At 21.5% G+C, this 13,331-nt stretch carries 10 protein-coding genes, 1 tRNA gene and 1 other RNA gene; 7 read left to right on the plus strand and 5 right to left on the minus strand.

The annotated features are described in order from the left end of the window. Nucleotides 1-357: 357 nt before the first annotated feature. Nucleotides 358-956, minus strand: an RNA gene (gene rnpB, locus Lyticum_RS00580) — RNase P RNA component class A. A 757-nt stretch (nt 957-1,713) separates the two neighbouring features. Continuing rightward, on the minus strand, nt 1,714-2,487 hold the full coding sequence (gene fliR, locus Lyticum_RS00585; RefSeq protein WP_322498395.1) for a flagellar biosynthetic protein FliR: 774 nt from the start codon (nt 2,485-2,487) through the stop codon (nt 1,714-1,716). Between the two features lie 528 nt (nt 2,488-3,015). Here fliR and Lyticum_RS00590 point away from each other — a divergent pair. The 7 genes from Lyticum_RS00590 (at nt 3,016) to Lyticum_RS00615 (ending at nt 10,478) form a co-directional block, all read left to right on the plus strand. Next, nucleotides 3,016-3,150, plus strand: a complete 135-nt coding sequence (locus Lyticum_RS00590) for a ribosomal protein bL36 (protein WP_322498396.1) — start codon at nt 3,016-3,018, stop codon at nt 3,148-3,150. A gap of 121 nt (nt 3,151-3,271) precedes the next feature. Next, nucleotides 3,272-3,799, plus strand: coding sequence for an rRNA maturation RNase YbeY (gene ybeY, locus Lyticum_RS04150; RefSeq protein WP_407659024.1), 528 nt, complete (start codon nt 3,272-3,274; stop codon nt 3,797-3,799). Nucleotides 3,800-3,955: 156 nt separating this feature from the next. Continuing rightward, nucleotides 3,956-4,810, plus strand: a complete 855-nt coding sequence (locus Lyticum_RS00595; protein WP_322498397.1) for a hemolysin family protein — start codon at nt 3,956-3,958, stop codon at nt 4,808-4,810. 99 nt (nt 4,811-4,909) lie between these two features. Then, nucleotides 4,910-6,907 carry a hypothetical protein gene (locus tag Lyticum_RS00600; RefSeq protein ID WP_322498398.1) on the plus strand — a complete coding sequence of 666 codons (1,998 nt, stop codon included), beginning with the start codon at nt 4,910-4,912 and terminating at the stop codon, nt 6,905-6,907. A 298-nt stretch (nt 6,908-7,205) separates the two neighbouring features. Then, complete coding sequence (locus tag Lyticum_RS00605) at nt 7,206-8,975, plus strand: hypothetical protein (protein WP_322498399.1); 1,770 nt, start codon at nt 7,206-7,208, stop codon at nt 8,973-8,975. 116 nt (nt 8,976-9,091) lie between these two features. Next, nucleotides 9,092-9,442, plus strand: coding sequence for a hypothetical protein (locus Lyticum_RS00610; protein WP_322498400.1), 351 nt, complete (start codon nt 9,092-9,094; stop codon nt 9,440-9,442). Between the two features lie 115 nt (nt 9,443-9,557). After that, the gene (locus Lyticum_RS00615) at nt 9,558-10,478 is read left to right on the plus strand and encodes a 4-hydroxybenzoate octaprenyltransferase (RefSeq protein ID WP_322498401.1); all 921 of its coding nucleotides are present in this window, start codon (nt 9,558-9,560) and stop codon (nt 10,476-10,478) included. A gap of 101 nt (nt 10,479-10,579) precedes the next feature. Here Lyticum_RS00615 and Lyticum_RS00620 read toward each other — a convergent pair whose 3' ends face one another. The 3 genes from Lyticum_RS00620 to nuoH form a co-directional block, all read right to left on the minus strand. Next, nucleotides 10,580-11,734, minus strand: coding sequence for an efflux RND transporter periplasmic adaptor subunit (locus Lyticum_RS00620; RefSeq protein WP_322498402.1), 1,155 nt, complete (start codon nt 11,732-11,734; stop codon nt 10,580-10,582). A gap of 221 nt (nt 11,735-11,955) precedes the next feature. Beyond that, nucleotides 11,956-12,031 (minus strand) — tRNA-Lys (locus Lyticum_RS00625). A gap of 231 nt (nt 12,032-12,262) precedes the next feature. Beyond that, nucleotides 12,263-13,249, minus strand: a complete 987-nt coding sequence (nuoH, locus tag Lyticum_RS00630; RefSeq protein ID WP_322498403.1) for an NADH-quinone oxidoreductase subunit NuoH — start codon at nt 13,247-13,249, stop codon at nt 12,263-12,265. Nucleotides 13,250-13,331 lie beyond the last annotated feature (82 nt).

The following is a 13,331-nucleotide window of genomic DNA, read 5'->3' on the forward strand; positions in this document are numbered from 1 at the left end:
AAAAATAACTTTATGCCTAGAAATAAATAATAATGAATAAGAATAATCCAAAAATAAATTATTTTATTGGAATTTTATTAAAGATCTTTGTTAATTTTATCAAAAAGATATATTTATCAAAATTAAAAATTAAAACTAATTAATTATAAATTATAACAATTAAAGCTGAAAAAAATTAAAAAATAACTTTATATTTAGGAATATTTAATCTAATAATCGGCAAAAATAAGCTATTTTAGAGTATTTTAATTAATTTTATCAATTTTATCAAAAGTAAATGTAATATATATGATATATAAATTAATTATAGTATAAAAAATTGTTATATTAATAATTATTATATATTATATATCTCATGTGTTCAGTAATTCTATAAGCTGGATTCTGTACTTTTTTTTCAAAAAGCGGCAATCATTTATCTTGATTTTTCATTGCTGAAAAATTCTAGCAACCTACCCAGGTATCTTTCAAAAAGCTATGAAATATGATTTTAATGGTTTTAATGGAAACTTACATATAAAATCAAAAGACTATTATAAATAGCTGATACCTCTATTTGGTTTTGCTGCTGATGGGGTTTGCCTTGCGAGATATATTGCTATATCCCCGGTGTGCTCTTACCACTCCATTTCACCCTTACAAAAAAAACATATATTTTTCTTAAGAAACTGTCAGATTTCTTAGCAAGAATATATACAGTTATAAAAATTAGAAATATATAATATTTTTTGCGGTATAATTTCTGTTGCACTTTCCCTTGGACCAAAAAAAATAATATTTTTACTGATTAAATTTTTATTTAATAAAAGTTTTACTTTAATGGAAGTAAATTTTCTGAAAATTTCGTTTAATAGCAAATTTTTATTTTAATTAATCCAGCCAGTTATTACCTGGCATCATTGCTTTTAGCAGTCCAGACTTTCCTCTGTTTACACAGCGATTGCCCGAATTACTGAACAATTTATTTATTATCATAATTATTTATATTTGCAATTATTTTTTTTAATTTTTTTAAAATAAAATACTTCCATAGTATACAACTAATATAGATAAATATTCATGTATTTGTAATGAGGCATATATTTATAATGATTTATAATGATAAAATTTATTATTTTATATAATTATTACAAATAAATTTTTAATTATTAATTATGATTTCAAAGAATATGAAAAAAAATATCCAATATATAAAAACTTATCAAATTTATAAAAATAGTGATGATATTAATAAATATAAAAAATACATTAATATAATAATTTATATAAATATGAATATAAAATTATTAAAATATAAGTTAAATATTAAAAATATCTATAAATATATAATACTTAGTATATATAATTTTGATTACATATAACAAGTGATTATTTATAATGAGTTTATTATTTTATATAATATTATATAATGATAACTTTAATTAAAAAAAGTGATCTTATAATATTAAGAAGGAATTTAGTAATTAATACTAATTATTTATTATAATACGGGATTTATTGTATAACTTTACTTAATAAATATTTTTAAATATTTAATTGTGAATTTTTATTTATTTTGATTTATTAATCATTTTAACCCTTTGAATTTTGCAAGTTTTATGAGAAACTTGATAATAAATTTTGCAAGTTTTATGAGAAACTTGATATTATTTTATATTACCGGAAATAATATAAATTATTTTATTAATATGTGTAATATATTATTACTGATTATTACTGTATTGATAAAAAATTTACAGCATCGGTATATTCGTTAATAAAATAAGCAATTGTATAAATTACAATAAATCCCAAACATAATATTCCTAATAAAAGTTGCAAAGGTATAATAATAAAAAATATCTGAAGCTGTGGCATTAATCTAGATAAAATACCTGATCCAAACATCAATAACATTGATGATATCAATGAAGGTGCTGTTATTTGAATTGCAATTAATCCACTTTTATTAAAAATTTTAAGAATATATGAAAATAAATCATTATATAGTTCAAAATCAAGTACTCCTATTGATATTGCTTTATAACTTGATATAAAAATTCTTATAAAAATGATATGCATATCATAATGTAAAAAGAATGCAATTGTAAAAATACTCAGTACATTACTTGTAATTGTTCCCTCAGATTTTTGCGATGGATCAAACATTGATGCACTAGATAACCCTGATTGGTTTGCAAGAATAAAACCTCCGATATGAATTGCACTATGAATTACTTTAACTATAAATCCTATGATACAACCTATAAATATTTCTTTTATTATAAATAATAAAAAGTAATGAGATGATTCATCTATTTTTGATATTATTGGATCTATTTTGCTTTTATCTATAGCTGAATATACAGAAATAGATATTATAACATATAATATATTTTTTATTCTTTGAGGTATTTGTACTTCTCCAAAAAATGGAATAGCAGATAAAATACTTCCAATACGACAAAATACTAAAAGAAATCCTATTATTTGAGAAGTAATTGGCATTTTTATTATTTTTATTAGTTCTATTAGTTTTATTATTTTTATTATTTTTATTATTTTTTATTAGTTTTTTAGTTTTATTAGTTTTTTTTTTAGTTCTATTAGTTCTATTAGTTTTATTAGAAATTTATGGTACAATTTAAATTATATTTTTTGATATATTATCAAGTAATATCAAGTATTTTCATTATATTTTTATAAACAATATATTATTTATGATGAAAATAATTTTTATTAATTTTTTAATATATTTAATTACTGATTATATGATTATAATAATAAATATTTATTTTGAAAATTTTTATGTAGAATTTTGATATTCTAAGAATTAACTTCTGAATAAATTTTCACAAATCTTTAATTCTAATAAATGATTTATAAATAATTTATATTTGTATTAATAAATAATATATTGCATTTTTTTATTAAATTTATATTTATATTAATAAATAATATATTGCATTTCTTCATTATATTTCGTATGATAAACATCATACAATCAATTTTATTATTATTTTACATATTTATTATATGAAAATTGTTTCCTCATTAAAAGGACAAAGAAAACGTGCTAAAGAAGGTCAAGCACAAATTATTAGAAGAGGTAAAAAATTAATTTTAATTTGTAAAAGTAATCCTAGATTAAAAGCACGTCAAGGAAGCTAAAATAGCATAATGTTCTATAAATTATCAGAATATTAAAGATATTAAAAAATTTTTAGACATACAAATTACTTTTCCAAAATGGAGAGAGTATTTTGGTTCAAAAAATATTCATTCATTAATAATAAAAGTTGTTTCCTCTGTATGTGATTTTTTAGGTATTAATATTTCTCTGAGTCCCGATTCTCGGTTAAATTTCTCTCTTGGATCTAATTCTACTATTCATTTCCTCAATAATAAATATAGGTTTAAGGATAATCCTACGAATGTTTTAGCATTTTCATATGTTAATTTTAAAAACCCTATAGGCATTGAGAATATTTATCAATTTATTGAAAATAATAATGCTTCTTTTACAGATAATTCAGATCTAGAATTTTTATCGGATAATATTATATCCAAAAAATCCTATATTTCTTATATTTTCTCTAACTCTAAAAATATTATTCTTCCTAATGATATTTTAGGTGATATTATTATTAGTTATGAAAAAACAATTGATGAAGCAAATGATCTTAAAATCAGCCCTATTGAACGTTTTTCCTTTTTAGTTTTACATGGGGTTTTGCATATTTTAGGATATGATCATATTAATGATAGTGATGCAGATTTGATGGAATTCGTTGAAAAAACGATCATTAAAAATTTATAAAAAAAACATAAAAATTATAATAATAAGATAAAAATGGGATAAAAAATCTTCAAGATAATTATTAATATTTTATATGGGTTTTTACATATTTTAAGATATGATCATATTAAGTGATAATAATACAAGGATGGTTCCTATTTTTATACAAATAGTTTTATGTTTTTTAATGACAAAAGTAGGTTATATCAAGTATTTCAATACTTAATTAACTTTATAAATAAGAAGAAAATATTATATTATAACAATAAATTTCATTATAATATCAATTTTTCTAAACATGAAGAACGAAAAATTGTTGAAAACCAAATAAAAAATCATTTAGAAGATTTTGTTAGTTTAAGAGTATCTGATATAATGATACCTCGTTCTGATATGATTGTAGTTCCTAGTAGTATAGATCTTGAGAAATTATGTGATACATTTATTGAATATTCTTTTACTAGAATCCCAGTTTACAATAAAATACCTGATGAAATTATAGGCTTTGTTCATCTTAAAGATTTTTTACCATATGTAAGAAATAATGAAGGTTTTGATATTCATAAAATCATTAGAAAAATTATTTATATTCCAAGATCTACTAAGTGTATAGATCTTTTAATTAAAATGCGAAAAGAAACAACACATATTTCTGTTGTAATAGATGAGTATGGTGGAACAGAGGGATTAATAATGATTGAGCTACTTATAGAGAAAATAGTAGGAGATATTCGTGATGAACATGATATTGAGCGTCCAGAACAGATTCAAATCCATAAGATAAGCAATAATTCCTATATGCTTGATGCCAGAACTAGTATAGAAAAAATAAAGAGTAGTATAGAGGATATAGATTGGCTTCACAATCAAAATGGAGAATATGAAACAATTGGAGGATTCGTTCTATCTCATTTAGGTAGAATGCCTACTAAAGGCGAAGTTATTAAAGATGATAATAGGTTTGAAATAGAGATTATAGATACTGATATGAGAAAAATAAAAATGATTCGTCTTACAGTTTTTGAGAACTAATTTAATATTTATTTATATTTTTTACATAAATTGACATTTTATGTATTTTAATATTAATATTAAAATAATTTTTATATAAAAAAAATATAGATAAAATTTATGATAAAAAAAAACTCTAATAATATAAAAGAGGATATTAAATACCAAATAGAATCAGAAAGAGATTTTATAGAAGTAGAACTTAAAAACTTAAAAGACAATTTTGATATAATAGATCGTCAAAAAATATTATTATTAAATTTGTCATCAAAAATAGAAGAAAAACAAATATTAATAGAAAATCTTAAAAAAAATCAGGAAAGAAAAAATAATGATATATATGATTATCAAGATCAATATAGTGATATAAAAATATCAGATACTAATGAAACATTAGATAATAGTAATGAGATAGTAAAAATAGATACAGAATCTGATCTAAATTTAATTAATGAATCAAACTTTCTTAATAGTATAAATGAAAATTCTATTATTCAAGATTTAAATCAACAAGATGATCTTGCTAGTATTTTAGATATATTAAATAAGGCAGATCAAACAGATCAGATAGATCAAGCAGATCAGATAGATCAAACAAAAGAAATTCTTTTTCTACAACCTGAAGAGAGTAAAATTAATTATGATTTTCAAAAATCAGAAGAATTAAAATCTTATAGTGTAGATTCTGGACAAAAATCTTTTTATACAGCAAAAAGTAATTTTTCTGAAATAGGAAAAGATAGAGAAGAACTCTTTTATAGTGTAGATTCTGGACAAAAATCTTTTCATACAGCAAAAAGTAATTTTTCTGAAAAAGTGAACGATGAAGAGGAATTGATTGCTCAAAATTTCTTACAATTAAAAAAAGAAATAGAAAAAACAGAAAAAATAAATAAAATAAAAGATCTTAAAGATAATTTTCAAGACTATCATATAGTAGGATCAAATAATAATGCTGAAATTAATAAGAAAACAGAAAAAGAAACACCTTTAATAAAAAAAGATAAAGTCACGCAAAAAAAACTGCGTGATAGTATATCAAGAGAAAATCAAGAAATAGAAAAAGAGAATATAATATCTTTAGAGAAGGAAATATCTTCAATGAAAGATGAAGAAAAAAAACTGCGTGATAGTATAAATCAAGAAATAGAAAGTAATGAAAATAGATTATTTATGCTAAATCAGTTATTAACTGATGATAAAAAAATTAAAAAATTTAAAGAAGAAGTAAAAAATATAAATATAAACAATCTGATAAGAAATAGTGAAAATAGATTATTTCAACTAAATCAGTTATTAACTAATGATAAAAAAATCAAAAACTCTAAAGCAAAAATCGAAGAAATAAATTATGAACTATCAAAGACGGATAATAAAAACGAAGATACAATAAAAGATCTTCGAGCTAGATTAAAATTACAAAAAAACAAATTAGACTTCCTTGAAAGAAAAAAATATAATTTATATATTGATTATAATTATCCTATTTCAAAAAGAACTTTTTTAATATCAAATATTTCGTTATCTATAAAAATATTTTTTTATAATTTATTTTTATCTCTTAAAAAAATTATTCGTAATAGATTTTTTAGTAGATCAACTTCAGTTGGTATAGATGTTATGAAAAAAAGAAGTGGGGTTGTAGAAACAAGAAAGTTTGAAAGAATTATATCAAAAAAAATAAATAAAGTAGAATGTAGAATATCATCTCTTAAAGAACAAATAAAAAAGGAATTAGATATAATAAGATATAATATAAGATTGGAAGAAAATATGAAGAGAACTACTCAAACTAATGTTTCAGATAATATAACAATTAAAAATATTAAGGAAAAAGATTTGAAATCTGGTAAATTGGATAATTTGAGGAGAGAAATGAATGAATTTATAAAAGAGCTAGAAATGCTTAAAAGAACGGCAAGAAATGTCAATATTGATAATAATTTTCTTTTTATACGAAAAATTCTATTAATAGGTAAACCTTTATTTTATTTAATAACAACTTCAGGAAAATTTCTTAGTAAACAGTGTAATTATATTAAAGATAAAATAACATTATGTTTAAATTCTATTTTAAATAAATTTCTTAATAAAAACAATAAAACTAATATATTATAAACAATAAAATTAATATATTGTAATTTAATATTTATTTAATATTTATTAATAACAACTTCAGGAAAATTTCTTAGTAAACAGTGTAATTATATTAAAGATAAAATAACATTATGTTTAAATTCTATTTTAAATAAATTTCTTAATAAAAACAATAAAACTAATGTATTGTAATACTATATTGGTATATATGATATATATTTTATATTTATTATTTTTTTACTATTTAATTAGTAATTTTATACTAATTTAGTGTATAATATAAATTATAATGAAATAAATAATTTATATTATTAAATATATGAAACAAGAAAAAATAGATAACCCAGAAGTTCAAAATAAAGATAAAGGAACACAAGTAAAAGAATTTGAACTAAAAGATCTAAATCAAAAAAATCCAAAAATTGGAACAGGAGGACAAAAAGATCCAGAAACTGAAAAAGATCAATTAGAACAAACAAATCAATCAACAACTGAAGAACAAGGAACTGGAAAAGGAGAACAAGATCAATTAGAACAAACATATCAACCAACAATTGAAGTACAACATCTAAACTCAGAAATTTTAAATCAATCAGAAATTAAAACTAAAGATCCATCAAAAGATCAAGGAACTGGAAAAGGAGAACAAGATCAATTAGAACAAACATATCAACCAAAAATTGAAGATCAATCAACAACTGAAGAACAAGGAACTGAAACAGATCAAATAAATCAATCAGAAATTAAAACAGAAGATCAAGGAACTAAAGATCAATCAACAACTGAAGATCCAGAAATTAAAACAGATCCACTAGAAGATACAGATCCACTAGAAGATATAAAATACATATTTGAAGAATTAGCACAAGAAACTAAAGATCCATCAGATCAATTAGAACAAACAGATCCATCAAAAGATCAAGGAACTAAAAAAATAGATGAATCAAAAGATCAAGAAAATCAATCAGAAATTTTAAATCAAAAAAATCAAACTCAATCAGAAATTAAAAAACTAAAAAAACAAAAAACAAATTTAAAATCAGAAGTTAAAAAAGAAAAACCATCAGATATTGAAAAAAAAATAAATAATTTAGAAAAAAAAGTACAAGAAAGAACGCAAAAAGTAGAAAAAGATCAAAAAAAAATAGAAAAAATAGAAAAATTAGAATCTGAAATAAAAAGTTTAGAAAGTTCAGAAGGTATTCAAATTTTACTGAATGAAAAAAAAGCTTTATTAGAGAAAAAAGAAGAATTATTGAGTGATTTGCAAAAATCGGAAAAAAATTTAAATGATGGAAAAACAATAATATTAAATAAAGAAGCAAAAAAATTATTTAATAAAGAAATGACAGCATTAATTAAAGAAATAAAATCATTAATTAAAGAAGTAAATTTATTAAATCCTAGTATTAATAGTAAAAATAAGAAAGAAGATATTCAAGAATTATTAAATATTAAACAAAAAAAATTAAATATACTTGTTTATGATAAAATCAAAGGAACAGCTAAAAATGTAGCTAATAAAACTGAAAAAGTAGTTAAAAGTGTAGCTAATAAAACTAAAAATGTAGCTAAAAATGTAGGTAATAAAACTAAAAATGTAGTTGAAGATGTAGCTAATGGAGTTAAAAATGTAGTTGAAGATGTAGCTAATGGAGTTAAAAATGTAGTTGAAGATGTAGCTAATGGAGTTAAAGAAGTTTTTAAAGAAGAAATAAAAACGATAGAAAGCATTAATAAAAAAATACAAATTCAAAAAAATGAATTAAAAAAAGCAAAAGAAGCACAAATAAAAATAGAAAGTCCAAAAATAGAACAAAAAATAGATTATAAAGCTAAAAAAGCTTCTCTAAAATCTTCTATAGAGGTTTATAAAAAAGCAAAAATGAACTTGTATATTGAAACTCCTTTTTCTTTTTTGAAAAAAATTCCTATTGTAGGAAAGCTTCTTTTTAATATTATAACTATTCCTCTAAAAATTATGGCAACTGTTATAAGTAAAGCAATAAAAGCAATAAAAGGTATTAATAATAAAATAGCTAAAGCTTTAAGTAGTAAGAGTAAAAATAATCAAAGGCAAATACAGTAAAATTTTATATATAAATATTTTCTAAAAAATCTAATAATTTACTAATATTATAACTATTATAGAATAATTATTATTTTTCAAATAAATTTGGAATAAATTTAAAAAACAAAATTTTTATGCAACAAAAAAATCAATCACAATATTCAATTAAAGAAGAATCATGGAGTGGTGATTATAATAATTCACAACATTTTTTCGAAGAGCAAAAATTTGATGATAATAATCAATTACAAAATATCTTACATCAAGAAGAAAGTATCTTAATTGAAGATAAAGAAGGTTCGATAATTGAACAAAAACTACAAAATCAAAATTTAAGAATTCAAAAACTTGAACCACAAAAGCTCGAACCACAAAAGCAATGTCTTATAGTTAAAGGAGTAAAAAAAATGATCACAGATAGAAAATTTAACAACCCATTAGAAAACAAAAAAAATCAAGGTCAAAACAAAAAAAATTTTATTTAATTCTTTAAAGTTATTAATATAAACAAAATTAGAGTAATATAAATTTAATTATAAAAAATCATATGCTAAATTCATAGAGATACTATAAAAAATAAAAAAAACTTATAATATTTTTATGAATTTTTTAGATAATATTTTTATTAAATTAATTATTTATATTAATGGATTACATAATATCTTAGATAAATGTTGTAAAAACAAACCTTTTTTAAGAATTATGAGAATTCATTTACCAATACCATATTTATTGATTTTTACACCAATTTTATGGGTTATTTGTTCTTCAATAAAAGAAACACATCATTCTTTAAAATATTTATCTATTTTTTTATTACTATCTTTATTTGCAAGGAGTATTGGATGTATTATAAATGATATTTTAGATAAAAATATTGATAAAAATTGTAGTAGAACAAAAGATAGACCATTGGCTAGTGAACAAATATCTATTAAAAATGCCTTAATACTATTATTTTTTTTATTAATTCTACTCATTAGTATAGCAAAAATCTTTCTTTCAGATAAAGCTTTATTTATTTCTTTAATGTTTGGCCCATTAATTTTCATTTATCCCATTACAAAAAGATTTTGTAATTATCCTCAAATATTTTTAGGATTTATTTTTAATTTAGGAGTATGGCCAGCTTGGATAACTATTAGAAATGATTTTAATTTCATCCCATTTTTGCTATATATAGCTTCAGTATGCTGGACAATAGGATACGATATAATATATGCTCATCAAGATTATGATGATGATCTAAAATTAGGATATGGATCTATAGTTACTGCTACTGGAGAATCTGTAGAGCATATAATAATATTTTTTTATAGAATTTGTTTTTTATGCTTGGTAACAGCAGGTATACATCAAAATGCAGGATTTATTTTTTATATATTCATTTTTTTATCTGGATATATTTTATATTGGCAAGTAGAAAATTTTGATTTTAACAATCAAAAGAATTCAGGTGCACTTTTTAGAATAAATGCAATATTTGCTATATTAAGCTCATTAGGCTTTATATTTTCTTAATATTTTAATAAAATATAAAATATGCAAATAAATACAATTTTTGTTGTATTGCAAATACTAAAAAATAAAATTCTTACATTATATTATAATATGATATATAATTATAAATTATCTGAAGATGATACTTGAGCGCCAGGTCTAAGTTTTATCAATCCTGTTTTAATAATTATATCCCCATTTTGTAATCCACTTGTAATTATTCTACCATTCTTTGTAAGTGGACCAATAGTTACTGGTCTAATCTCTGCTATATTTTTATTATTTAATATATATACCATAACACCATTAGATGTATGTAATAAAGCAGAATCAGGAATAGTTATAGCTTCCTTCCATTTTATACCACGTAATGAAACTTTAACAAATTCTCCAGGTAATAAATGATAATTTTTATTAGCAACAACAGCTCTTAATTCAATAGATGATGTATCTTGATTTACTTTGCTATCTATATAATCAACCTTACCTTTATGTTCAAATTTATTCCCATTCTCTAAAAAAATATCAATTTCAAAATTTTTAGGAATATCTATTAATTTTTTTGTACGCATATCACGTAACATAGACATATCTTTATCACTATATGAGAAATATATATAAACAGGATCAATTTGTAGTATTTTTGTTAAAACATTTTGAGAATTTGCCGTTATTAAATTTCCTTCTGAATATTGTTTTTCACCAATAATTCCAGTTATTGGCGATCTAATTTCTGCATATGTAAGATTTTTTTCTGCTATTAAAAGATCAGCTTTTGCTTTTTGAAAATTGGAAAGAGATGTTTGGTATTGAGTTTTTACTTTTTCAAATTCTTCTTTACTTATTGCATTATAAGAAAAAAGAGTTTCTGATCTATTAAGATTATTTTTTGCAAAATCTAAAATTTGAGTAACATCATTAAGATTACTTTTTGCCTTTTTTATATTTTCTTTAAAAGGAACTGGATCAATAACAAATATAGGTTGCTTCTCAAGAATTAACTCTCCTTCATTATAAAGAATTTTTTGTAATTCTCCAGTAACTTGAGAACGAATATCAACATCCTTGTATCCTGCAACTCTCCCAGTATATATTAATTCTAATTCTTGATCTTTTGGAATAATTTTTTGTGTTGTAACATTAATAGAAGGTATTTGAATATTAGAATCATGTTTTTTATCTAATAAATTCTTTATTACTAATAATAAAAAAACTAATATAATTGCTATTATTATATTTTTTAATAACTCTTTTAGCGATTTTTGTGCTATTGGCATGATTAATTTTATAATGAATTATATAATACATCTATCTTAATAATATAATAATCTAAGTATTTATATTAAAATATATTTATAATTACAATTATATACTTTAATCAAATAAAAATAAACGCTATTACTATATGATTTTTTTATAAAAATATTATTATTCCTATTAACAATCTTAATGATTAGATTGTTGTATTAATAATATGTAATTTGAGTGAGAAAATTTGTGGTGATCCCGACGTGACTTGAACACGTGACCTACTGATTAAAAGTCAGTTGCTCTACCAGCTGAGCTACGGGATCTAATAACAAACAACAGATTAAGCTACAAAATTCACTGGTAGTCTAAAATGTCTGAGATAAAACTAGGAATTTTAACCCGATATATAATTTTATAGTATCATAATTATGATATTATACAAGAACTTTTTTATTTTATTTTTATGTCTAGTACAATAACATATATAATTTATATGAAAAAACAAAAAACAATATTAAACAATATTAAATATTTATTTTTTAATAAAGAATTATTTAATAATTAATTCTTTCTGTTATAGCTATAATGATAAATAATATAAAAGATATTGGTAAAAGTTTCTTCCATCCCAATGACATTAATTGATCGTATCTATATCTTGGTAATGATGCTCTAATCCAAATAAACATAAAAATAATAATTGAGACTTTACTAAAAAACCATATAAAATCTGGAATAATATGTAAGAAGTTTATATTAAAAGGCGGCATCCATCCACCAAAAAAACACAATACTAGCAATGCGCTCATTATAATCATATTAGCATATTCTCCTAAAAAAAACATAGCAAAAAGAGTTGAAGAATATTCAACATGATATCCAGCCACTAACTCACTTTCAGCTTCAGGAATATCAAATGGATGTCTATTTGTTTCGGCTAAAATAGCAATAAAAAATATGATGCTTACAGGAATTAAAAGAATCTGACTATGCCATGTTATACTAGCATGATTTATAACTATTTCTCTTAAGTTTATTGACTGATGAACTGTTATAACTGATAAAAGACATAATCCTATTACTATTTCATAAGATATCATTTGCGCTGCACTTCTAATAGATCCAAGAAAGGCATAAATTGATTGACTTGACCAGCCTGCTATAATAATACCGTAAACTCCTATTGAGGAAATAGCAATTAAGTATAATAAACCAATATTAATGTCAGAAATAACAAATTCAGATGTTATTGGTATAACAGCCCATCCACCTAGAGCAGTAATAAATGTTATCACAGGTGCAGCTAAAAAGAGCTTTACATCAGCTTTTTCTGGAATTATTATTTCTTTGAAAATTAATTTCAATGCATCAGCAATAGGTTGCAATAATCCATATGGTCCAGTAACATTCGGTCCTTTTCGAAGCTGCATAGCTCCAATTATCTTTCTCTCAAAAAAAGTAAGATATGCAACTGATAATATCAAAGGAATGATTAAAAATATTATTTTAATCAAACAATTATATATTTGTGATATTTCCATTTTTTATTACTATAAATTAACTATTATTTAATAATATTGCTATAATATAAAATTCTAACACTAACAAATTTATTTTTTATAT

The sequence above is a fragment of the Lyticum sinuosum genome (genome assembly GCF_034471385.1).
In the GTDB taxonomy this organism is placed as follows: Bacteria; Pseudomonadota; Alphaproteobacteria; order Rickettsiales; family Midichloriaceae; genus Lyticum; species Lyticum sinuosum.

Excerpts from the sequence above, each read along its gene's own strand:
- fliR (WP_322498395.1), bottom strand. The coding sequence starts at position 2,487 with ATGCCAATTACTTCTCAAATAATAGGATTTCTTTTAGTATTTTGTCGT.
- Lyticum_RS00590 (WP_322498396.1), top strand. The coding sequence starts at position 3,016 with ATGAAAATTGTTTCCTCATTAAAAGGACAAAGAAAACGTGCTAAAGAA.
- Lyticum_RS00595 (WP_322498397.1), top strand. The coding sequence starts at position 3,956 with ATGTTTTTTAATGACAAAAGTAGGTTATATCAAGTATTTCAATACTTA.
- Lyticum_RS00600 (WP_322498398.1), top strand. The coding sequence starts at position 4,910 with ATGATAAAAAAAAACTCTAATAATATAAAAGAGGATATTAAATACCAA.
- Lyticum_RS00605 (WP_322498399.1), top strand. The coding sequence starts at position 7,206 with ATGAAACAAGAAAAAATAGATAACCCAGAAGTTCAAAATAAAGATAAA.
- Lyticum_RS00610 (WP_322498400.1), top strand. The coding sequence starts at position 9,092 with ATGCAACAAAAAAATCAATCACAATATTCAATTAAAGAAGAATCATGG.
- Lyticum_RS00615 (WP_322498401.1), top strand. The coding sequence starts at position 9,558 with ATGAATTTTTTAGATAATATTTTTATTAAATTAATTATTTATATTAAT.
- Lyticum_RS00620 (WP_322498402.1), bottom strand. The coding sequence starts at position 11,734 with ATGCCAATAGCACAAAAATCGCTAAAAGAGTTATTAAAAAATATAATA.
- nuoH (WP_322498403.1), bottom strand. The coding sequence starts at position 13,249 with ATGGAAATATCACAAATATATAATTGTTTGATTAAAATAATATTTTTA.